The sequence below is a fragment of the Brevundimonas sp. GN22 genome, from assembly GCF_054824005.1.
On record NZ_JSYD01000014.1, the window covers coordinates 1 to 21539 of the forward strand.

General features: G+C 61.3%; 18 protein-coding genes. 6 read left to right on the top strand and 12 right to left on the bottom strand.

Annotated features, from left to right (window positions below; genetic code table 11):
• Positions 1-147: 147 nt before the first annotated feature.
• On the top strand, positions 148-945 hold the full coding sequence (locus tag OB03_RS02330) for a DUF1295 domain-containing protein (RefSeq protein ID WP_461343111.1): 798 nt from the start codon (positions 148-150) through the stop codon (positions 943-945).
• A 218-nt stretch (positions 946-1163) separates the two neighbouring features.
• Here OB03_RS02330 and OB03_RS02335 read toward each other — a convergent pair whose 3' ends face one another.
• Positions 1164-2204, bottom strand: coding sequence for an NAD(P)H-dependent amine dehydrogenase family protein (locus OB03_RS02335; RefSeq protein ID WP_461343112.1), 1041 nt, complete (start codon positions 2202-2204; stop codon positions 1164-1166).
• Positions 2205-2290: 86 nt separating this feature from the next.
• Here OB03_RS02335 and OB03_RS02340 point away from each other — a divergent pair, with 86 nt between their 5' ends.
• Complete coding sequence (locus tag OB03_RS02340) at positions 2291-3991, top strand: class I adenylate-forming enzyme family protein (protein ID WP_242914020.1); 1701 nt, start codon at positions 2291-2293, stop codon at positions 3989-3991.
• Positions 3992-4060: 69 nt separating this feature from the next.
• Here OB03_RS02340 and OB03_RS02345 read toward each other — a convergent pair whose 3' ends face one another.
• The 3 genes from OB03_RS02345 to OB03_RS02355 all read right to left on the bottom strand — a co-directional run bounded on the left by OB03_RS02345 (position 4061) and on the right by OB03_RS02355 (position 8907).
• Positions 4061-5536 carry a carotenoid oxygenase family protein gene (locus tag OB03_RS02345; RefSeq protein ID WP_242914021.1) on the bottom strand — a complete coding sequence of 492 codons (1476 nt, stop codon included), beginning with the start codon at positions 5534-5536 and terminating at the stop codon, positions 4061-4063.
• A 74-nt stretch (positions 5537-5610) separates the two neighbouring features.
• Positions 5611-6567, bottom strand: coding sequence for a winged helix-turn-helix transcriptional regulator (locus OB03_RS02350; protein WP_242914022.1), 957 nt, complete (start codon positions 6565-6567; stop codon positions 5611-5613).
• Between the two features lie 117 nt (positions 6568-6684).
• Complete coding sequence (locus OB03_RS02355; protein ID WP_242914023.1) at positions 6685-8907, bottom strand: TonB-dependent receptor; 2223 nt, start codon at positions 8905-8907, stop codon at positions 6685-6687.
• A 181-nt stretch (positions 8908-9088) separates the two neighbouring features.
• Between OB03_RS02355 and OB03_RS02360 the strand changes: the two genes are divergently transcribed.
• Both OB03_RS02360 and OB03_RS02365 read left to right on the top strand, forming a co-directional pair.
• Positions 9089-9490, top strand: a complete 402-nt coding sequence (locus OB03_RS02360; protein ID WP_242914024.1) for an SgcJ/EcaC family oxidoreductase — start codon at positions 9089-9091, stop codon at positions 9488-9490.
• A gap of 233 nt (positions 9491-9723) precedes the next feature.
• Complete coding sequence (locus OB03_RS02365; protein ID WP_461343113.1) at positions 9724-11022, top strand: spinster family MFS transporter; 1299 nt, start codon at positions 9724-9726, stop codon at positions 11020-11022.
• A 62-nt stretch (positions 11023-11084) separates the two neighbouring features.
• On the opposite strand, the gene OB03_RS02370 is transcribed toward OB03_RS02365, so the two are convergent.
• A complete protein-coding gene (locus OB03_RS02370) occupies positions 11085-11723 on the bottom strand; it encodes a hemerythrin domain-containing protein (RefSeq protein WP_461343114.1) in 639 nt (212 codons plus the stop codon).
• Between the two features lie 12 nt (positions 11724-11735).
• Positions 11736-13886: a catalase gene (locus OB03_RS02375; protein WP_461343115.1), complete on the bottom strand. Its 2151-nt coding sequence runs from the start codon at positions 13884-13886 to the stop codon at positions 11736-11738.
• A gap of 257 nt (positions 13887-14143) precedes the next feature.
• Between OB03_RS02375 and OB03_RS02380 the strand changes: the two genes are divergently transcribed.
• Both OB03_RS02380 and OB03_RS02385 read left to right on the top strand, forming a co-directional pair.
• Positions 14144-15793, top strand: a complete 1650-nt coding sequence (locus OB03_RS02380) for a c-type cytochrome (RefSeq protein ID WP_461343116.1) — start codon at positions 14144-14146, stop codon at positions 15791-15793.
• 74 nt (positions 15794-15867) lie between these two features.
• Positions 15868-16098: a hypothetical protein gene (locus tag OB03_RS02385; protein ID WP_461343117.1), complete on the top strand. Its 231-nt coding sequence runs from the start codon at positions 15868-15870 to the stop codon at positions 16096-16098.
• Here the strand turns inward: OB03_RS02385 and OB03_RS02390 are convergent.
• The 6 genes from OB03_RS02390 to OB03_RS02415 form a co-directional block, all read right to left on the bottom strand.
• On the bottom strand, positions 16095-17066 hold the full coding sequence (locus OB03_RS02390; protein WP_461343118.1) for a nitroreductase family protein: 972 nt from the start codon (positions 17064-17066) through the stop codon (positions 16095-16097). The genes OB03_RS02385 and OB03_RS02390 overlap by 4 nt on opposite strands.
• Complete coding sequence (locus OB03_RS02395) at positions 17063-18175, bottom strand: GNAT family N-acetyltransferase (protein ID WP_461343119.1); 1113 nt, start codon at positions 18173-18175, stop codon at positions 17063-17065. The genes OB03_RS02390 and OB03_RS02395 overlap by 4 nt, the downstream gene beginning before the upstream one ends.
• Positions 18172-19377 carry a hypothetical protein gene (locus OB03_RS02400; RefSeq protein ID WP_461343120.1) on the bottom strand — a complete coding sequence of 402 codons (1206 nt, stop codon included), beginning with the start codon at positions 19375-19377 and terminating at the stop codon, positions 18172-18174. Before OB03_RS02400 ends, OB03_RS02395 begins: the two co-directional genes overlap by 4 nt.
• Positions 19374-20246, bottom strand: coding sequence for a HesA/MoeB/ThiF family protein (locus OB03_RS02405; RefSeq protein WP_461343121.1), 873 nt, complete (start codon positions 20244-20246; stop codon positions 19374-19376). Before OB03_RS02405 ends, OB03_RS02400 begins: the two co-directional genes overlap by 4 nt.
• Positions 20243-21175, bottom strand: coding sequence for a hypothetical protein (locus OB03_RS02410; RefSeq protein WP_461343122.1), 933 nt, complete (start codon positions 21173-21175; stop codon positions 20243-20245). Before OB03_RS02410 ends, OB03_RS02405 begins: the two co-directional genes overlap by 4 nt.
• Positions 21176-21262: 87 nt before the next feature.
• Positions 21263-21539: plasmid stabilization protein (locus OB03_RS02415; protein ID WP_461343123.1), on the bottom strand; the 277-nt coding region annotated here is incomplete at its 5' end.

Below are 21539 nucleotides of genomic sequence, written 5' to 3' on the forward strand. Positions count from 1 at the left end.
CATGGTTCTGGAAGTCCGCGCCGCACTGGCACGTGACCCCAAGGGTCACGAACGGGCTCTGGCGCGTATGCTGAACGCCGAAAGCCTGAAGACCGGCCACTGACAAATATAACGGGCCGCAAAGGCCGCGAGGGGGAGAGTGCGTAAATGGAAATCGCGAGCATATTGCTGGTGAACGTCGCCGTGGCGGCCTTGGGCTTCGCCATCGTCTGGGCCGTCGGCACCAAGCTGAAAGACCCCACGATTGTGGACGCCTATTGGGGACTGGGCATGCCCGTTTTGGCGCTGTCCACCTTCCTGCAGGTCGAACAGCCGACGATGCGTAACTGGTTGCTGCTGGGCATCAGCGCCATCTGGGGCGTACGCCTGTTCGGCTACATGATCCGTCGCTGGCAAACGCAGGGTCCGGACCGTCGCTATGAGCGTCTGTACGAAAAGGCTAAGGAGAAGAAGGGCTGGAGCTTCGGATTCTTCTGCGCGGTAAGCGTCTGCATTACCCAGATGCCGCTGCAGTTCCTCGTGTCGCTGCCGGTGCAACTGGGCCAGATCGATGCGGTTCCGGCCACCGTGGGCATCATCGGCTGGATCGGTGCGGCCATTGCTATCTTTGGCCTGATTTTCGAGTGCATCGCTGACTGGCAACTGAGCCAGTTCAAGAAGGACGCTTCGAACAAGGGCAAGGTCATGCAGTCGGGCCTGTGGCGCTATTCGCGTCACCCGAACTACTTTGGCGAGGCTCTGGTCTGGTGGGGCCTGTATATGATCGCAGCCGAGAGCTTCACCGGCCTGTTCTCGATCTTTGGTCCGGCCTTCCTGACCTGGACCCTGATGAAGTGGTCGGGCGCGCCGACGATGGAATACCGCATGCGCAAGACCAAGCCGGAATACGCCGACTATATCGCGCGCACCTCGGGCTTCATCCCGATGCCGCCCAAGAAGATCTGATCTTCGGGACAAGCCAAAAAGAGAAGGGCGCGGGAGATAATCCCGCGCCCTTTTGTTTGTCTCAGGCTAGGCGGCGGGACCTGATGGCTGGAAACAGCAGCGCGGCCACCGCCATCAGCAGCAGGCTCTGACAGGTAATGATGACGGCTGGCACTGTGCCTGTGCGAAGCCAGCCGAAACCAAAGACGCTGCGCGTCAGGATCTGTGCCTTCGAAGGGTTATTGGCCTTGCCAAGCACCCGACGGGTAGAAGGCAAAGAAGCCAGCAGGGGCTGCAACCACATCGTGGATACCGCGCAGAGCGCCCGAAACGGTCGCGTCGGTCAAGGCGCGCGATTGCGGCTTGCTCGGATCACCCTCGTCAATGGTGAAGGTCATCGTCATGTTCGGACGGCCCTTGATGTCCACGACCCAGTGGCCGTTGGTATCCTTGCCGTGCAGCTTGGGATCGGAGGTCCACAGGATCGACAGAGTAAAGCTGACGTCCTGCGTGTAGCGGGCGGTCCAGCGCCATTCAGTGGCGGCGACGGTGCCTTGTTTGATCGTGCCTGCGCCGATTTCCATATCATGCGGAGCCAGTGTCAGGGCGTGCTCTGGCGTGATGTCGATCAGATCGACATTCAGCGCCTTACCCGTGAAGTGCAGGATTTCGCTGAACAGGGCAGTGTACATTCCCGCCAAGGGACCTTTGGTGATGTCGTTGACCGCCGGATCGGCACCAAAGCCCATCAGGCCAAAGACGAACTCCTTGGACACCATCTCTGAGGCATCGACGGTCTCGGAGACAGTGATGCTGTCCAACTCGGCGCTAAAGCCCGTCGCGGCCAAGACGATACGCTCGATAAAGCCGCCCGGATTCACACCCAAGCCCGCCAACGTGGCATTGCCCTTTTCGCAGGCAGCCTTCAGCGGTGCCCAATAGTTCTCGTCATGGGCCATGGGATAGTGGAAGCCCGCCGTCGAGATGACGTTCTTGCCGCTTTCCAGCAGACGGATCACGTCGGCATTCATCTTGTCATAGGGCAGGGTGATGCGTGGTGTATGGATGACCAGATCTGCATCCAGCGCCAGAATTTCCTTGATGTTATTGGTCGCCAGCACGCCTGTATCGGGGCGTTTGCACAACTGGCCTGCGTCGATGCCGTTCTTCTTGTCGGAATAGACATAGACACCCGCCAGTTCGAGATCCGGCGCGTCGATAATACGGCGCAGGGCGGTGCGCCCCATCGAACCGGTTGCCCATTGTACGACCTTGATCACTCACAACTCCCCAACTTGTGCATTTTGGCCTTTCCAGACCTTAGTTAGTCTCTTTATGAAAGGAATACCAAAGGGAGGGAAGCGCGATGATCGTGACAAGTGCCGAAAGGCTCGCAGATTTCCGCAAACGTGGCTGGTGGGGTGACCTGACGGTTGATGACCTGCTTCAACGCAACCGCAAGGAAGTGGCAGACCGGACGGCTCTGGTCGATCCGTCGCACCGTGCGGGGTTGGATGGCGTAGAGCCGCGTCGGCTGACGTGGGCGCAGGTCGGCGAGGAGGTCGACCGTGTCGCCTCCGCATTGCTGGGCCAAGGCCTGAAGAAGGGCGATGTCCTCAGCTACCAGCTGCCCAATGTGGTCGATACCGTCATTCTGGCGCTGGCTTGCTCGCGCATTGGCCTGATTATCAGCCCCGTGCCGACCATGTATCGCGAGCACGAGTTCGCGTGGGTTCAGCAAAAGGTGAAGCCGCGTGCCATAGTCACTGTGCGCGAGCTGGCGGGCTTCAACCATGCAGCCATGATGAGCGCGCTCGCCGCAGGCCATGACACCAAGGTATTGGTTCTGGGTCAGGCAGAGGGCGATCAGGTTGATTTCCGCGCTGCTGTCGAAGCGGCCGATCCGGAAACTGCTGTGGCTGCTGCGATGGCAGATCCGATCCAGCCGGAAGAGGTCTTCACCATCTTCTGGACCTCGGGCACCGAGAGCCGTCCCAAGGGCGTGCCGCGCGATCACAATCTCTGGATCGTCAACGCGCGCATGGTCACCGAGGCCGCTGAAATCAGCGAAGGCGAGGTTCTGCTGAACCCGTTCCCGCTGGTAAACATCGGCTCGTTCGGGATGGTCATGCCGTGGCTGTGGCAGAAGGGGACGCTGGTCCTGCACCACCCGTTCGATCTGGGCATCTATCTGAAGCAGATCGAGCAGGAGAAGGTGAACTACACCATCGCCGCTCCGGCCATTCTGAACGCCATACTGAAGACCCCCGCCATGGTCGAAAACATCGACCTGTCCAGCCTTCGCGCCATTGGCTCGGGCTCTGCACCGCTGGCTCCGTGGATGATCGAGGGCTGGGCGCAGAAGTGGGGCATCGAGGTGTGCAACATCTTCGGCTCGAACGAAGGCGCTTCGCTGTTCAGCGGGCCGATGCATGTGAAGGACCACACCGAGCGTGCCCGCTACTTCCCGCGCATGGGCGCAGAGGGCATTGAATGGTCGGGCGATACGGCCTCGATGATCAAGACGAGGCTGGTCGATCCAGCCACCGAAGAAGTCATCACAGAACCGGGCATTCCCGGGGAACTGCGCTTCTGGGGCGCGGCGACCTTCGAGGGCTATTTCGAAGCGCCGGAACTGACCGCCAGTGCCTTTGATGCCGAGGGCTATTACCGCACGGGCGATCTGTTCGAGATCGCGGGCGAGGGGCATCTGTCGCGCTATTACCGCTTTGTTGGCCGGTGCAAGGACATCATCGTGCGCGGTGGTGTGAACATCTCTCCGGCCGAACTGGACGATGTGCTGTCTGGCCACCCCGATCTGAAGGAAGCGGCGGTCTGCGGCATTCCTGACGAGGTTCTGGGCGAGAAGGTTTGCGCGGCGTTGGTGCCGACAGGCGATACGGTGCCGGACGTCAAGGCTCTGGCCGAATGGCTGAAGGCGCAGGGGCTGGCGACGTTTAAACTGCCGCAGGCGGTGGTGAAGGTCGAAGCCCTGCCGCGCAATTCGATGAACAAAGTCGTCCGCACCGAACTTCGCGAGCAGGTCCTAGGCCTTCTGAAAGCCTGAGGCCAAATATCGAAAGGGGCGGCATCCCCTCAGAAGCCGCCCCTTTCTCTCCCCGAACTGGTGACCAGATTACGCGGCCACCACTCCGTTCCGTATGTAGGCCCGATCAGCCCAGCAGGCGTGTGTGCCGCTGGAGATTTTGTGTGGCAGCGCAATGCGGCACACAGGGCCTTCTTCAAACTTCTTGCAGTCGATGAGGACGCATTCGGACGTGCCGGCGTTCTCGTCGATGATGAAGCTGATCAGATAGCCATCGTCTTCGTCCTTGGCGTTGATGCGGGGGACGAACGGGCTTTCGCTGGCGAAACGGCCTTCCGGAAGCGTAACCGACCAGCTCTCGCCGGTTTCGAGATCGTGCTTCACAAAGCCGTTGAACAGGAACCAGCCCGGCTTGGTCGTGGTCGAGTAGCAATAGCGGTTCTTGCGGCCGGCATAGCGATTGTTGATGACGCCGAACTCCAGCACGCGGTCATCCAGATGACCCTCGGTAGTTTCGCCCGTCTTCATGTTGAAGCGCCAGCGGTGCAGTTTGGACTTGAAGCTGTGCTCGTCCAAATAGGCCATCATGCGGTCCATGCCCTTGGGATGACCCTCGAGCGGTTCCGGCATCGGCACTTCCTGGAAGTAGCCGTCCATGATGATCTCGTCGCCTTCCTCATACGCATTGAGGAAGTGCAGCACATAGGTCGGGTCCGCTTCGAACCAACGGATGTCTGCCTCGGTGCCATAACGCGGCAGGATGGCAAAGCGCGACGGCAGGTCGTGCATGCGCGCAGCGTGATAACCCTTCTCCAGCAAGCCCTCGTCCCAGAACAACGGGAAGTCGTTCAGGATCGAGTAGTTGGTGGTGAAGATCATGTCGTGCGGCAGGCGCGGCCCCGGCAAGGGAACAGGGGTGTAGTGGACCTGTTTGCCGTCCTTATCGATGACGCCGTAGTGCATGTAAGGCGCGTGCTTCGAATAGTTGAAGAACAGCATCTCGCCAGTGGCTTCATCGGTCTTCGGGTGGGCCGAAACGCCATCCAACGGAACCCAGGGAGCAACGCCCAGTTGCTCCATCGTTTCAGGGTCCAGCATGTAGGCTTCGCCGCACTGGTAGAAGGTCGAGATGGCCTTGCCGTTGTGGATCACCACGTCGGTCGAGGATGAATCCTTTAGGCTTTCGTGCGCGCCAAAACCGGGGCGTTTCGACGTGCCCGGGCCGTCTTGAATGCCGCCCCAGAGCGAGCCTTCGGCGATCTGTTCAGCCACGAAGCCGCGCGTGCGGACGAAGCGGTTGCGATAGTCTGCCTTGCCGTTCTTGATATCGATCTGGTGCAGCATGCCGTCACCGTCGAACGGGTGATAGCGGCCCAGCGGCTGATGCAGCGGGTTCTCGGTGTTACGCAGATAAACCCCGTCGATATCCGACGGGATGACGCCTTCGATCACATCCAGATCAAGAGCGGTGACTTCCTCCCACTGCGGGGTCCATGCACCCGTCATATAGGGGTGGTTGGTCGGCTGCAGGGTTGTTTTTACAGGCTTAAGACGTTCGAGTTTCATCATTGCCCCATTTGCTTATGGGACAGGCGTAACATCGTGCGTCTTGTTAAGCAAGCGACGTATCGCCGATGCTGTCAAAGTCCTTGCAGGCTTTCGCGGGTCAGCTCTTCGCCGCAGTGGGAACAGGTCAGCAGAGGGGTGACGATGTTGCCGCACGGCAGGTGCCTGATGAGTTCGGGCGGGCCTTCGGGGCCGGACATCCAACGCGCGCCCCAGCGCACCAGTTCAAGCACCAGCGGGAACAGATCCAGCCCCTTCGGTGTGAGGCGATACTCGTACCGGTTGGGGCTCTCCTGATAGAGTTTCTGCTCGAGGATGCCCAAGGCGACCAGGCGGGCCAGACGCTCCGACAGGATGTTGGTGGCCACGCCTAACTGCTGCTGGAAATCGTTGAAGCGCTTGTGGCCATAAAAGGCCGAGGCGATGACGTGGGTAATCCAGCGGTCGCCCAGCACCTCGACCGAGCGTTCGAGCATGGCGGCGGTGCCTTGCGATCCTTCGACGATTGAACGTCGCTGGGCGCGGGCCTTGGCGGCGGGCTCCTTACCGGCACCGGGGCCGGGTTCGCCCTTGGTCTCGCGCGCGATCAGTTCCTTGCGGCAGTGGTTGCAGCGGCATTCAGGGATGAAGTCGTGACCACAGGAATGCTTGATATTGTGGGCGCGGACCTTGGGATCGTAGTACCAGCGCTTCTCCCAACGGATGATCATCATACTGGGACCGAACAGGTCGCGCCCCATTTCCGTGAGCAGATACTCGTCGCGGGGAGGGCGCTCGCAATAGCGGCTGCGTACCAGAACCCCTGCGCTCTCCAGACGGCGCAGACGGTCGGTCAGCAGGCTGCGGGCGATACCGATACGCGACTGGAAGTCCTCGAAACGGGTGGTGCCGACAAACGCCTGACTGCTGATCATCAAGGTCCAGCGATCGCCCATCAGATTTAGAGCCCGAGATGCGGAGCTGGCGTCAATAAGGCGGTGGGTGTCCGCCGCTTCGTTTGAAGTCTTGGCGGTCGAATCTGCAGAGGTCATGGAGTCCTTCAGGCTGTGGCCCAGTCCGAACCTCATAGGCAGAGGCGGCGAAGTCAAGAAAAGGGGCGGGCCGTCGCCGACCCGCCCCAAAGTTTTATGGGTTGGTTTCAGGGAGTATTAGTAGCGGACACCCAGTCGCACGCCGAAGGTGCGCGGAGCACCGAACAGCGAAACCTCGTCACCCGCGAACGGGATCACACTGATGCGATACAGTTCGTCGGTGATGTTGCGGCCCCACAGGGTCAGGCTCCAGCGACCATCCGGCGAAGCTACACCGATACGACCGTTAAGCTGGCCATAGGCATCTTCGCTGTTGGTGTTTTCCGGACCCCAGAACATCTGGTCCTGATAGCTGTAGTTCGCAGAGGCGATGAAGCTCAGCTTGTCGTTGATCGGGTAATCGACGTCTGCACCGAGGGTGTACTGGAACTCCGGCGTGCGCTGGATGCGGTGACCATCATAGCTGATGCCGCGCAGCGGGTCGGTGTATTCCTGATATTCGGCATCGATGAACGAACCCGAAGCCGACAGCGTCAGCCAAGGTGTAACGCGGCCCTTCACCTCAAACTCGGCACCCTGGATTAGGGCGTCTGCAGCGTTGGCGACGATCAGGGTCATCGACACGTCGTCCAGCAGTTCGACCTGCAGGTCTTCGAAGTCGGTGCGGAACAGGGCGAGGTTGGTACGCAGGCGACCGTTCAGCCAGTCCGCCTTGACGCCCAGTTCCCAGCTGGTTGCCGTTTCGGGGTCATAAGCCTTGCGGGCGGCAGTGGCATCCGGTGCAGCGCCTTGCCAGCCACCGCCCTTATAGCCGGTCGAATAGGCACCATAGACGAGGATATCGTCATTCGGCTTCCACTCCAGCGCCACGCGCGGGGTGAACTCGGACCAGTCTTGCGACGGGGTGATGTGGTACTCTTCCAGCAGCGGAGCCGGCGAATACAGGTCGCCCGGAAGGCCGAGGCTGAGGATTTCGGCGCGACTGTCCAGCGACTTTTCGTCGGTGGTGTAACGGCCGCCGACGGCCAGCGTCAGGCTCTGCGTCAGGTCGTACTCGAACTCGCCGAAGACGCCATAGCTGTTGGTTTCCGAGCTTGCGATGTACTGGTTGTCGCCATCCAGCGTATCGCGGGTAGAGCCCGGGCCGCCCGGCAGGAACGACTTGGCCGTGTTGCGCGACTGACGGGCCACTTCCTCACGCAGATAATAGACGCCCGTCGACCAGCGCAGGCGCTTGTCCGGATCCGACTGCAGGCGAAGTTCCTGCGTCAGGCCCTTGTAGTCTTCGTACTGGGTCAGGGTGGAGTCAGTGATCGACGGCGGCGAGCCTGCGCCTGCCTGGGTCCAGCGGATGTTGCCTTCGCCATTACGCAGACCGGCTAGATAGATCAGGCTCATGGAGCCGATATCCCACTCGAAGCGGGCGGTCAGGCCGGAGGTCTCGCGGTTCGCATACTGCTCATACGGCGAGAAGTTGGTGCGCGGGTCCTGCGACGGCAGGTTCGGGGTGATGAAGCCGAAGCCCGGAGCGTTCGGATCATCAACTGCATGGCGGGCCGAGCCACCGGAATCGGTCTTGCTGGCGTCTGCGGTCAGGGTCAGACGCATGGTGTCGCTGATGTCCCAGGCCAGTGTGCCGCGGACAGCGGTGGACTCGACGTCCTCCAGCTCTTCGTTGCGCAGGGGGTTGTGGGCATAGCCGTCATGCTGTTCGCGGGTTACCGCGACGCGGGCCGAGACTTTCTCGCTGATCGGACCGGAGACGAAGCCCTCGGCCAGAATGCTGGAATAGTTGCCGATGGCGACCGAACCGCCAGCGTCGAACTCTTGCGTCGGCTTGGCGGTGATCATGTTGATCGCGCCGCCGACGACGTTCTTGCCGAAGATGGTGCCTTGCGGGCCGCGCAGGACTTCGATGCGCTCCAGATCGAAGATCGGCGGAGTCGCAGCACCGCGGCGGCCGATATAGATCTCGTCGAGGAAGGTGCCGATCGACGGGTCAGCGGTCGCGCTGTTCAGGCGAACTGAGCCGACGCCGCGGATAAACATCTCGGATTCCAGCGCGTTCTGGCTCTGGAAAGTGAAGCTGGGCACCTGAGCCGCGACTTGCGAAACGTCGGTGATCAGTTGGTTGCGCAGTTCTTCTGCGCCCATGGCGGTGACGGCCAGCGGCACGTCCTGCATGGCTTCGGCCTTGCGGCGTGCCGTCACGGTGATCTCACCGATCGAGTACGACTGCTCGGTCGACGCTTCTTGCGCCGAGGCCATTGCGGGCAGGCCCGCAGCGATGGCGATGGTGGCTACGCCGAGGCGCAGCCGCATGGAAAGCGGCTTGGTCATTGTTGTTCCCTCCCGAAGCCAACTGGTGTTGGTCTTTTTATGCAAGCTATATGGAAGAAGGGTCTTGTCAATCGACTTGTATGCAGTTGAAATCATGAAAGCGAGATTTCGGATTTCAAACTGAGCCTGATTGCATCGCTTTCATAACTAGATGAATGATTTAAGGGGAGGAATACCACCTATGAGCGATAAGGATCAAAAAGCGATCGCTGTTGTCCGCGAGATGGTTCAAGCGTGGAATGACCAGAACTGGGACAAGGTGGGCGACCTGTTTGCGCCGGACGGTGTGCTGCATTCCATGATGCTGGACCCCATCGAAGGCCGCGAAGCAGTAGCCTCTCGAATCAAGGCTTTAGGTGCCGGTGTGTCGTGGATTGAACTCGAACTCGAGCACATCGGTGTGATCGACGGCCGCGTCTATATCGAGCGCAATGACCGCTTCATTTATAACGGAAAGCGTGGCGACGTTCCGGTAATGGGTGTGCTGGTCATCAATGATGACGGTCTGGTGCAGCTATGGCGTGACTATTATGACCGCGCCCAGTTGCTGCGTGAAATGGGTGTAGATGATTTCACCCACTAATTGAATACTTGAGGGCGGACCGTCGGGTTCGCCCTTTTGTTTTATACGGGGATATCAGCACCTTGTTGGTTCGCTTCAACGGTTGTAAAAACTAACGGAAGCGAAAATCCCTTGTGTGGATACGAATACCTCTAGTCAGTCCCGTAAAGCAAGTTAGACTGACCCGTCCTTCAGGTTCGAGCCGCCGTCGAAAGAGCGGGCTCCCCGAGGGACGCATCTGGAGAGGGAAGCGTATGAAACAAACAGCCACGGCCACATCCGATCGCGTTGGATGGTACCCTTACGTCGTCGTTTTGATGCTGGGGCTGGTTTATACCTTCAACTATCTGGACCGACAGATACTGGCTATTCTGGCCGAGCCCATCAAAGCCGACTTGGGACTGACCGACACCCAGATCGGCATGGTGTCGGGCCTGATGTTCGCGGTCTTCTATACGGTGTTTGGGGTTCCTATTGCGTGGCTGGCGGATCGTAGCCACCGCGTGGGTATCGTCGCTGTAGCCTGCACAATGTGGAGCGTTTTCTGCGGCTTGTGCGGCATGGCCCAGAACTATACGCATCTGGTTCTGGCGCGCATTGGCGTGGGCATCGGCGAGGCGGGCGGGGCATCTCCGTCCATGTCGGTTATCTCTGATTACTTCCCGCCGCATCGCCGCGGCGGTGCCATCGGCCTGTTCTCGCTGGGCGTCCCGCTGGGCGCGACCATAGGCGTGGCGTTCGGAGCGTGGGTGGCTGCACATTACGGCTGGCGTCAGGCCTTTATCGCGGTGGCGGTACCGGGCGTAGTACTGTCGCTGTTGCTGATCCTGTTTGTGCGCGAACCAAAGCGCGGGCGGTTCGATCCGCCGTTGGAGGCCAAGGCTAAGCCCGCCTCGTTGATGGAGTGCCTGCGCACCTATCGTCGCACACCGACCCTGTCGCTGCTCTTGCTGGCGGCGGGCACCTATAGCTTTGTCTTCAACGCTTTTGCCGCTTGGGCACCGGCTCTGCTGCTGCGCGCCAAGGGTGCGGAGATGGCCGACATCAGCACCTGGTACAGCCTGGTTTTCGGCATCGCCATGGCCATCGGCATGTTTGGCAGCGGCTTCCTTGCGGATCGTTTTGCGCAGAAGAAACCTAGCGCCTACGCAATCCTGCCCGCATGGGCATTGGGTCTGGGCGTGCCCTTCTTCATCGCCGGCCTTTTGGCTCCGTCGTGGCCGGTGGCTCTGGGCTTGCTAGCTGTCCCGATGGCCATGAACATGATGTTCGTCGCGCCGGGCTTTGCGATCTGTCAGAACGTGGCTCCGGCCAATCAGCGCGCGACGATCTCGGCCATTTTGATGCTGGTCAACAACCTGGTGGGGATGGGCTTTGGTCCGCTGTTCGTCGGTGCCCTCAGCCAGCATTTCAGCGGCTCGATGGAAAGCGGTGCGGCTTTGACCAAGGCTATGCTGTTCGTCGCCCCGTTCTATCTTCCCGCCATTGGTGCCCTGATCCTTGTAGCGCGGGCGCTGGAAAAACGCCATGCCGCTATGGAAGCGCAGGCCTGAGACATCGGGCACTAACAAAGGAAAGGCCCCGCCGGTTTGGCGGGGCCTTTTTTATTCGGACCTTAGTCCTTGAGTTTGATCTTCTTCTCGATCTTCGCCGCGGCCTTTTCTGCCTTTTTGCGGCGCTCGAAGACCTTGCGCATATATTTCAAGTCGCTGGCCGACAGGGTCTTTTCGGCCGCCACGAACTGTTCCTGCTCCTCTTCGCCGACGTGATGGAGGTACTCCTCCTTCAGCGCGGCAAAGCGGCGCAGCCAGCCCGGTGAGCTGTAGTCGCGAGCCGCAAGATCGGCCATCAGGTCGTCCAGCTCTTTGTGCTCGGCGACGGCATGACGGGCATCGTCCGTCGTCGAAGGCTCGCGCATCACCGTTGACCAAAGGGCCTGTTCCTCGGCGGCTGCGTGAGACTGCACCTCCTTGCAGAACTCCTCGAACAGCATCTTGCGCTGGTCTGGGTTTCCGCTGGTGGTTTCCTCGATCATGGCGATCAGGGCACGGTGCTTGTCGTGATCCTCGACCAGACGACCGAACACGTCCGGATTGCCCCGGAACTTGGTCTTGGGCGTGGAGCCGATGCGGACCGTCAGTTCAGGCGCAAAGGATTTGGCTTCGGCAATAGCGGCTGCCTTGGCCTTTTTCGGGTCCTGCTTGGCCGTTTTGGCAGCCTTGGTCTTGGCTGCCGTTGCGGTTGGGGTTGCCATGCTCAGGGGTCCTTACGGCAGGTCGCGGACATTGGGCTCGCGAGCCCAGTGGCGGACGGGGCCGACGTTGACCAGTTCTTCCCAAGGCACCACGCCTTCGTCCTTCTCGACATTGGCCTTGTCGAGCAGGATTTGCGTGCCCTTGCAGTGCCCGACGGTCTTGCAGTGGGCATACGCATCGGCGAACCACTGGATGGCCGCTGCATTCTTGGTCAGCTTTTCAGCCGCGTCCGGCATTAGTACGGAGGCGACGGCGTCGAAGACGACGGACGGTGCGCCTTCCAGCTTTTCGTCAGCCTTCAGCGTGCCGCCCTTGACCGGAATACCGCCGACCTTAGGCGCGACCAGTTTAACGCTGCCGCCGGCCTTTTCGATGTCGCCCTTGAGCTTATCGATGCTGGCCTTGTCCGAGCCTTCGGCAAACAGGATGCCGACGGTGCGGCCCTTGAACATCTTCTTGGCCTGCTTCTGGATCGACAGGGCGTCAGAAGGCTTCATGTCGACCGGTTCCTTGGCGGCCGGAGCCTTGGCCGGCAGGTCCATGGCCAGACCGTCAGCGATGCGCTTGGCCATGTCCTCGTCGATGTTGCGCAGGCGCGAAAGCACACGCTCGCGGACGTGCTCGAGATTAACCTTCGATAGTTCGAAGACGATGGCGTCACGGATGTGGGCCTGCTCGTTCTCGGTCTGCGAGCGGTAGAAGAGGCGCGCTTGCGAATAGTGGTCCGCGAAGGTCTCGGCGCGGATGCGCAGCTTTTCGGAACCGTCGTTGCGCTCGTCGTTGGCGCGGAACGAGGTGAAGCCGGTTTCGGGGCAGGCGCGGGGGCCTGCATCCTCGCCCGCTTCGTTCAGGCTGTTCGGCTCATAGTTGGCGCGGCCCGTCGGGATCAGGGTCTGCATCAGCCCGTCGCGCTGGAAGTTATGGAACGGGCATTTCGGCGCATTGATAGGGATCTGGTGGAAGTTCGTGGTGCCCAGACGCGACTTTTGCGTATCCAGATAGGAGAACAGACGGCCCTGCAGCAGCGGGTCGTTGGTAAAGTCGATGCCGGGGATCAGGTTCGACGGCAGGAAGGCGGCCTGTTCCGTCTCGGCAAAGAAGTTATCGACGTTACGGTTCAGCGTCATGCGGCCGATGATCTGGACCGGAATCTCTTCCTCGGGGATCAGCTTGGTCGCATCCAGCACGTCATACGGCTGTTTGGAAGCCCAGGCCTCGTCAAACACCTGGACGCCCAGATCCCACTCGGGGAAATCACCGTTGTCGATGGATTCATACAGGTCGCGGCGGTGGAAATCGGGGTCGGCACCGGCGATTTTGACGGCTTCATCCCACGTGGTGCTCTCGATGCCCAGCACCGGCTTCCAGTGGAACTTGACGAACTTGCCTTCGCCCTTGGCATTGACGAGGCGGAAGGTGTGAACGCCGAAGCCCTCGATGTGGCGCAGGGTGCGCGGGATGCCGCGATCCGACATCGCCCACATGATCATGTGCATGCTTTCGGGCATCAGGGAGATGAAGTCCCAGAAGGTGTCGTGCGCTGATGCCGCCTGCGGATAGCCCTTGTCGGCTTCCATTTTCACAGAGTGGACAAGGTCGGGGAACTTCATCGCGTCCTGAATGAAGAAGACGGGGATGTTGTTACCCACGAGGTCCCAGTTGCCTTCTTCGGTATAAAGCTTGACCGCGAAGCCGCGCACGTCGCGCGGGGTGTCGATAGAGCCAGCGCCACCGGCCACAGTCGAGAAGCGGACGAAGACGGGGCATTCATTGCCAGCCTTCTGGAACAGGGCGGCCTTTGTCAGTTCAGGAATGGCCTTGGAGACCTTGAACACGCCGTGCGCGCCCGAGCCACGAGCGTGGACGATGCGTTCGGGAATGCGTTCGTGGTCAAAATGGAAAATCTTCTCGCGCAGGACAAAGTCCTCAAGCAGCGTCGGGCCGCGAGCGCCTGCGCGGAGGCTGTTTTGATTGTCGGAAATACGGTGACCGAAGTTGTCGGTCAGGTGTGCGACGCCGTCGGAATGATTGGCATCGTGCGCGATGTGTTGCTGCGTCTCGCCAGAGTTGCCGGTGTCGGTGTTGAACTCGCCCTTTCCTGCGCCGGGGGCATGGTGGTGCAGGCTATTATCCAGACTAGGGGAGGTCTTGGAGGGTGTCATAGTCGCTGTCTCCATCGCGAATGAGGTGGGCGCGAGTGGTTGCACACGCCCGACCGTTGCGGATTAACAACACCATGTTCGCCGACCGGTTCCTGAGTGAATTCTGCGAGTTATTCTCAAGTGTCCATAGCTGGACATTTTTCTTCGGCAATTCATCGCCATACCGACAGTCGGGTAAGTTTGACTTGTTCGTGACCGTTGCCCGCTTGGCAGGTCCATCCTATCGATGGGCCATAGGTTTGCGGAAGGTCGACGCCATGAAACGCGCACTGGCAGTGACAACAGCGATGATGGCTCTGACCGGATGCGCGGGGGGCGGCAACCCCGCGTGGGACTTCCTGCGGGGTCACATCGCGGCGCGATCAACCGTCCTTGAGAACTGGCAACCTTCCGATGACGCGGTCGCGCGCGGCGCGATGCAGTTTGCCTTCGGAGACTTTGGGGGGCTCAACTCCGATGCCATGGAAACGGTGGCCCTGCCTTGGAAGCTGACCTCGGCGGCGCTTGTGCTGTACCGCTCACCCGATGATGTGTCACCCGAGGCGCTGAAGCGGATCATGCAGGGATACGGTTTCCTCTATCCCCGGACGGTGGCGAACTGGCCTGCGAATGCAGGCGATGCACCGTTGCCCGAGGCGGCGATAGGCATCGTCCTTGGCACAGGCATGCGGTCTATTCCCAAAATCGAAGTGCAGATTGCCAGCACCGGATGCGCGGCCTGTCATGCCGCACCGACCTATGACGCGCAGGGGAGGCCGCAGACGGACAAGATCTGGCTGGGCGCACCCAACCCCTCTCTCGATCTCGAGACCTATACGCAAGACATCTACAGCGCACTCGTCGCGGGCACGGCGGATGAGGAGCGTCTGATCGCCACCACCCGCCGCCTTTTCCCGACAATGACCGCGCGAGAGGAAAAGACGCTGCGAGACTTTGTCATGCCGCGCCTCAAGGCGCGTCTGGCGGATATCGCCAGATCGGGGGGCAGGCCCTTGCCCTTTAGTAATGGCCATGCCGGCGTGACTAATGGTGTGGCAGCTCTGAAGCTTCAGCACGGACTCTTGGCTGGGCAGTCGGGGGTGAGCGAACGCGAGCGCGGGTTTACCTCGGTGCCGCATCTTGCCGACCGCACCTTCCGCTACCGTCTGCTTTGGGACGGGGCCTATTCACCGCCTCAATATGCCCGGGAAGATTTACGCCTGACGACCGGCGACATCACTGCCGATCACGTAGACGCCCTTGCGTCGATTACGTCCTATTTCACGGTCCCCACCATGGGCATGAGTGACCGCGCTGCCGTCGCCGCTATTCCCACTGTGCGCGAGGCCTTCGCGTTCGTGGGTACGGTGAGGCCACAGCCGTTCCCGGGCGCAATCGATACGGGCAAGGCGGAGCGTGGTGCCAGCCTGTTCGCGCGTAGCTGCTCGTCTTGTCACGGGACATATCAGGAGACGACCAATGGGATCCGTCTGGTCAGCTTTCCCAATGTGCTGAAGTCGGTCGGGACGGACCCTGTTCGCGCGGAGGTTCTCGATGATGCCGCAGCAGACAGCATCAATCGCAGCCCTATCCGACATTATATCCGCGCCGAAAGCACAGGCCGTTACGCGCCGCCGCCGCTGACCGGCATCTGGCAAAGCGCGCCCTATCTGCACAACGGTTCGGTACCTTCGCTGGCGGCATTGCTGGGGCTGGAAGAACGGCCAACAGTTTTCCAGACCGGCGGGCACGCGATGGATCTGGAAAAGGTCGGCGTGGCCTATCCCGCAGGCTATCAACCCTACAGTCGCCCTTCGCTGGTCGATACGCGTGAGCGTGGCTTGGGCAATGGCGGCCACACCCGCATGTTCGATGATCTAACCGACGACGATAGGCGCGATCTGTTAGAGTATCTCAAGCGACTCTAAAACGGGTCGTCAGGCGTGTCTGTGACGACAAGGTGCGCGCATTTCCTCGTAGCGTCGTCATTGAGACCCAAGCCATGGCCGAGACCCCCGAGTTCGACGAGCAGCCTGACTTCTCCGAGTTTCCAGAGCGCATCGCATATGCTGATCTGGACGATGAAGATCTGGCCGAGAGCATGGCGCAGATCGAGAACTTGATCAAAATCAGCGGCGTAAGTGCTGATGACAGCTTCGCCAAGGGGCTGCAAAGCTCGATTGATCGCATGGCCGAGGAACTCGCCGGTCGCAAGGCGCGCTGCGCCGACTAGGCCAGTATCACCTCGTCCAGCGGCAGGCGGGCAGGCGGCGGCAGTTTGCGAGCGTCCACCATGCCTGCGCGCAAGACCGTGACCACGCGCTGGTGCGGGGTGAGGTTCAGTCGCTGCGACATCTCGGTAGCGGCCTGTTCATCGTCGCCCAGAATAGTCAGAGGCGAGGCTGCAAGACCAAGCGCCGTCATTTCCAGCCATAGACGGTGCCAGTCGCGGCCCGTCTGGAAGGGGTCGGCGTCACGGTCCTGGACAAACGCGACCAAGGCCGAGGCCGTTTTGGTCACGCCTGCCTCGGCTGTCAGAGACGCCGCGAGCTGAAGCTTGTCCAGTATCTCGAACGTTGGATATTGCATCACCATGCCCGCAGCGATTGCGAGCGGTGCGCTCATTTCCATAGCTCGCGCGTTGAGCCCGTCCCTCGCATAGTTCGGGTCGAGTTTGGTCAGGCGCATCCAGGACGTCAGTTCTTGGCGATAGGCGCGGTCGCGATAGAAGCGCATCGTCGCTGTATCGGCCTGATCGGCGATGGCGGCGATATCATCGCCACGGGTAATCAGTCTGACATCGGCACGGGAAGCCAGGGATTGGGCTTTCTCTCGTGCCTCGTCTTTGCGCCGGGAGTCAAACCTGCCCCGATACGTCCGACGTTTGGTGAGCACAGCCGCTAATGGGTCGGGGTCGCACTGACCGTCGACGACTAGCCGAGCAGCTTCGGTTTCGGTGGCCGCGCGGCTGAGTTTGATGCCGTGCTTGCTCGCAGCGATCACCATGCCCTCAAATGCCGCGCCTAGGCTTGTCGTGACGTCGCGGCCGGACGGATCGCCCCACGGAAGCGTTCGTTCCGGATGGGTGAGCATCGCAATGGTCGTTGCATCCACTAGACGCCAAAGGGTGGGTTGGATGTTGTGGACGTTGGGCGACAGGGCAGCCTCGGCCACCAGCTCGCGGAATAGTTCGGGCGTCATGCCACGGCCTTATAAAACAGGTGGGTGCGGTGCAGGCGCTCGGCCCCGATGCGGTTGACATAGGAGAGGCTGGGCCCGTTCACATCGCCAATCCATGTGCCGCCGCAATACTGGTAGCGGCCCTTCTTCAGCGCGGCTACGACACGGTGAAGCATGGCCGCATTGACGCCCTTGCCGTGATGTTCGGGGCGCACCGAATAGAGGATGATGACAGCGCGTTTTGGCGCGAACAGGCCCCGCAGCCACGACCAGACCATGCGCAATCCATAGCGGGCGCCAGCATGGCGCACGAACGGATTTAAGTCGGGAATACAGATCATTACGCCTGCCGGTTCACCTTTATAATGAATGATGGCGGACAGGGTGGGGTCCATCACCCACATCATTTCTCCAGCCTGAAACTGGAACTCCTCGGCGGTCAGCGGCACGAACATCGGGTTCTTGTCGAAGCCTGCGTTCAGGCACAGGCGGCCTTCCTCCATCCGCACTTTGAAGTCGCGACGGGTGATGGGGGCAAAGCTCCAATCGGGCGAGTGCAGAATGTCGCGGGTACCGCCGCGCAGCAGCTTGTCCTCGTCAACATCGCCGGGGCGGAAGCCCCAGGTCATCATCGGGAACTGCGCGGTGAAGCCAAGCCGCTCGAGGTGCTTGGGCAGCCATGGCGGGTTCCACATCATGTCGGTGGTGGGGGCGTGCTCGAACCCTTCGGTGACCATCCCGACCATCTGCATGGCGGTCAGGTTGAAGGGGCCGACGATCTCGGTGTCACCATGGCGCTTGGCGAAGTCGGTGATGGCCGAGAATAGCAGATCTATGGCCTCGGCGTCGTCTGCGGCGTCGAAATAGCCAAAGCATGTGCGGGCCCAGCCATGCCGCTGGTTCGACTGTAGATGGCGGTGGGCCGTCGCCCGCGCGACGGGGCGGCCATCGCGTTTGACGACGTAATATTCTAGCGACCCGCCCGACTTGAGCATCGGGTTTTGCTTGGAGTCGAGGTACTTTTTCAGGTCCGACCGCATGGGCGAAACATACGGGCTGCCGGAGGGATAGACCTCGAATGGCACACGGAAAAAGTCATTGAAATCAGCCTTTACCAACTCAAGGCTCATGCAATGTCTCCGGTCTCGCGGGCGGCCAACAGGGCTGCAGTTTTCTGGAAGAGGGCCATGGCACGCTCGTCCTCGTCCAGCAGGGCGGAGCCACCGAGCGCGACCAGACCGATGCGCAGCGGCTGCTGTCCGATCAGGATGGCGTGGGTCGAGTTGTGCCGCAGCAGCAGGTCGCGCAACTGCTCTCGCGCGTCGGCCAGCGGGTGGTCGGCCCACAGACTAGACAGGTGGACGACCGGCTTGCCCTCGAAGGCGGCGGGCAGCAGCGCGGCATCATAGTCCGACAGGTCATCGCCTTGCGTCAGGATCAGGCCTTCCAGCGGGGCGACGCGAGAGGCACCGGCGATGAAGCTATTGAGCGATGTGGTGTCGGCGGTGGCCAGCGTCTGGTCGAAGATGCGACGTTGTTGGTCATTACCGCCCGAGCGCAACCGCAGCAGGACCGACAGGGTCAGCAGCGCCGCCACTGTCACCGCCAGTACCGATCCGGCCTCCAGCCAGCTTGCAGGGCGGTTCAGCAGCATTAGCGCTCCCGCCAGCGCGATGGCGGCCAGGAAGGTGAGCGACAGCTCCTTGATAGTGTCCAGCCAGCCCTTGGGTGCATTCGCCCCCGCAGCCGCTGCGTAGGCCAGCCCCAGCATGCCCAGAGCCGACAGGCCGATGGGCGAGCCGATGCCGAAATCCGTTAGCGCCAATAGCCCCGTCGCCAGAAGGGCGCGGGCATAGGCGTTCAGAGTCGAGTTCTCCATCGGTGACAGGCTGTCCCGACGGCGGAAGACAATCAGGCCCAGCACCAGAAGCAAGGCAAACGGAACATAGAAGGCGAGGCTGAACGCCCGCTCGATGCCACTACCGGCCAGGAGGGCGGCGAGGATGCCGAGGATAGTACCCCCGCCAATGATGATCTTCATCCAGAGCGGCGCATGGCGGCGCAGCAGGATTTCCGCTAGCAGCAGGGCCGCCGTCGGCAGGGCGCACGCGAGCACCAGCGTCAGAGCGCCGAACGCGCCTATGCCCGTGGCCATGGTGATGGCACGGCACAGGTAGAACAGGCCCGACAGACCAAACACCACCAGCAGCACGTTCTGAACGGTGGAGCGGCGCTGTCTGCGCGACAGCACCAGCGCAACCGCCAATGCGCCGATGGCCCCGAAGCCATCGACTAGCATGCGTGTGGTATCGGTCAGCGACAGGTCAATCATCCGGCCAGCAGTTTCTGCATGAAGCGACGCACCACCATGGCCTTCAGCGCACCGATGGGCGCGGGCAGGGGGCGCTCGCATTTGGCGTCGCGGGTGTTCATGAACCAGCCGCGATAGTCGGTCTTGGTCTTGCGTCCCATTAGCAGAGCCAGCGCCTCACCGGCCATGAGGCATCCGGCGGTTGTGACCATGGGCGCGAAGCTCATGCGCTTGCGCTTGCGCGCGGCCATTTCTGCGGCGGCGGTCAGGTCGACATGGGTGTGGCTGCTGGAGTGGGTCATCACCCATTCTAGCTCCTTCATGAAACAGTCGGCGGCCTGTTCCTCGGTGATGGCTTTCCAGTCTACGCCCTTGATCGGATAGCCGAGGCGTTCTTCGGGGCGCGGGTCGGACGGGCGCACCACGATGACCGAGGGCAGGGGCGAGGCATAGGCGTCGATCACCGTCGCGCCGTGTTGCTTCGCCTTGCGGTACAGTTGGGCGGTTGCGGGAATGTCGTCACAGCCGTTGATGATGAAGCTGTATTCAGCCGCCAGTTCGTCCAGCTTGTCGGTCCAATCGGCACCCAGAACCGTCAGTTCCAGATCGGGGTTGATGCGCTTCAGTCCCTCGGCCGTTACCTCGGCCTTGGGGCGATCGACCGTATCAGTGAAGGCGAAGAGTTGGCGATTAAGGTTTGAAATCTCGAAAGTATCGAGATCGGCGATGGCGATCTTGCCCACGCCCGCCCGCACCAGCATCTGCACCGCTGCGCCACCCATGCCACCCGTGCCCGCGACGAAAACGGCACCGTCTTTCAATAGCTGCTGCTCGGCCTCGGTGATGAAGCCGATGTTGCGGGTGGTCATCTCGGAATAGAAGTCGGTCATCGGCTCATCTTTGCAGGTCGCAGCACGCCCCAGGCGCGGTTCGGCGACAACCAGTGGATCAGGGGAAGGATGGCCATGCGCGCGCCCATCAGCAGCACGAGGCCCGTCAGGCCCATGGCGGTGGTCGGCGGAGCGACCTTGCGCAGGTATTGGCCGGCTGCCGCCATGTCGATGCGGCCGATCTGGATCAGGTCATCGCCGCGCTCATAGTCCAGCTGCTGCTGGCAGAAGTCGTTGTATTTCTGCTGGCGATGCGGGGTGGCCTCGGCAAAGGATTTCTTCAAGGCGTCCGAGCCGCCGGTATAGGCATTGGTGATGACGAAGCGGCCTTCGTCATAGCCCGCATCGTCGCCAACGCCGAAAGCGGCACGGTGGCGGGCCATGATCTGGCGGCCGAGCGAGAGATGTTCGAAGCTACGCCGCGCATCGGGGCGGGGTGATGGAAAGACGTTTGAGAAAGTCTCGGCCACCATGCCTGCTACGGCGGGCACCTGTGTGACGTTGGAAATCCACATCGGGCGGCCCTGTCCGGTGAGGAACATCAGCACGCAGGTCAGGCCATAGAGGGTTGCCGACAGGCCGCGCCCGCGAGCCGTCGGGTCCACCATGACGAGGCCAAGGTGCATGACCTGTGTCGGGCGACTGGCCAGCTCGACGTTCAGCAGCGACAGGACGTTGAACGCAACGGGGCGTCGAGGACCTTTAGGTTTTTCAGACTGATAGACGACTGTGATGACGCAGTTGTTTAGCCGATCGGCATCGCCACCGAGCACGCCGTACTCCAGATCCTCGCCCTTGAGTGTCAGGCTGGCGATGGCGCGCATGTCCGCGACGAGAGCCTTTGTTTGGTCTGCTGTCAGCGCCATGCCGGGACGTTCGACAATACGCGTCCACATGCTGCGACTGGATCGCCACGTCAGATTGATCATCGGGTCCGGCGACTCCCCCGCCAAAAACTACACCCAAGGGTGCCCACCGAGGCGGGGGGAGGTCAAGCGGAGGGATATGTCGCGGCGTTAGTTGCCTCTGCGGCGGCGGGTTTCCCAACCCTTCTTGGCGGCAGCTGAACGATCGGCCTTTGTGCGCGAGGCTGATGCCTGCCCACCCTTCTTCCCGCCCTTTTTCGCTGCGGGATGGCCCGTGGACTTGCCGCGTCCGGAACCGCCGGGGTTCTTGCCGCCGCCATCGTCTTTATTGACGGTGGCCCAGGCGCGCGCTTCGGCTTCCTTCTTGGACGCGCCACGTGACTCATAGCTTTCGGCGATATGGTCTGCCTTGCGTTCCTGTTTGTCG

What these genes read in the sequence shown, in the direction of transcription:
- OB03_RS02370 (WP_461343114.1), bottom strand. Translation starts at nt 11,723, where the DNA reads ATGGCAACCCCAACCGCAACGGCAGCCAAGACCAAGGCTGCCAAAACG.
- OB03_RS02330 (WP_461343111.1), top strand. Translation starts at nt 148, where the DNA reads ATGGAAATCGCGAGCATATTGCTGGTGAACGTCGCCGTGGCGGCCTTG.
- OB03_RS02380 (WP_461343116.1), top strand. Translation starts at nt 14,144, where the DNA reads ATGAAACGCGCACTGGCAGTGACAACAGCGATGATGGCTCTGACCGGA.
- OB03_RS02410 (WP_461343122.1), bottom strand. Translation starts at nt 21,175, where the DNA reads ATGATCAATCTGACGTGGCGATCCAGTCGCAGCATGTGGACGCGTATT.
- OB03_RS02340 (WP_242914020.1), top strand. Translation starts at nt 2,291, where the DNA reads ATGATCGTGACAAGTGCCGAAAGGCTCGCAGATTTCCGCAAACGTGGC.
- OB03_RS02365 (WP_461343113.1), top strand. Translation starts at nt 9,724, where the DNA reads ATGAAACAAACAGCCACGGCCACATCCGATCGCGTTGGATGGTACCCT.
- OB03_RS02405 (WP_461343121.1), bottom strand. Translation starts at nt 20,246, where the DNA reads ATGACCGACTTCTATTCCGAGATGACCACCCGCAACATCGGCTTCATC.
- OB03_RS02355 (WP_242914023.1), bottom strand. Translation starts at nt 8,907, where the DNA reads ATGACCAAGCCGCTTTCCATGCGGCTGCGCCTCGGCGTAGCCACCATC.
- OB03_RS02345 (WP_242914021.1), bottom strand. Translation starts at nt 5,536, where the DNA reads ATGAAACTCGAACGTCTTAAGCCTGTAAAAACAACCCTGCAGCCGACC.
- OB03_RS02385 (WP_461343117.1), top strand. Translation starts at nt 15,868, where the DNA reads ATGGCCGAGACCCCCGAGTTCGACGAGCAGCCTGACTTCTCCGAGTTT.
- OB03_RS02375 (WP_461343115.1), bottom strand. Translation starts at nt 13,886, where the DNA reads ATGACACCCTCCAAGACCTCCCCTAGTCTGGATAATAGCCTGCACCAC.
- OB03_RS02395 (WP_461343119.1), bottom strand. Translation starts at nt 18,175, where the DNA reads ATGAGCCTTGAGTTGGTAAAGGCTGATTTCAATGACTTTTTCCGTGTG.
- OB03_RS02390 (WP_461343118.1), bottom strand. Translation starts at nt 17,066, where the DNA reads ATGACGCCCGAACTATTCCGCGAGCTGGTGGCCGAGGCTGCCCTGTCG.
- OB03_RS02400 (WP_461343120.1), bottom strand. Translation starts at nt 19,377, where the DNA reads ATGATTGACCTGTCGCTGACCGATACCACACGCATGCTAGTCGATGGC.
- OB03_RS02360 (WP_242914024.1), top strand. Translation starts at nt 9,089, where the DNA reads ATGAGCGATAAGGATCAAAAAGCGATCGCTGTTGTCCGCGAGATGGTT.
- OB03_RS02350 (WP_242914022.1), bottom strand. Translation starts at nt 6,567, where the DNA reads ATGACCTCTGCAGATTCGACCGCCAAGACTTCAAACGAAGCGGCGGAC.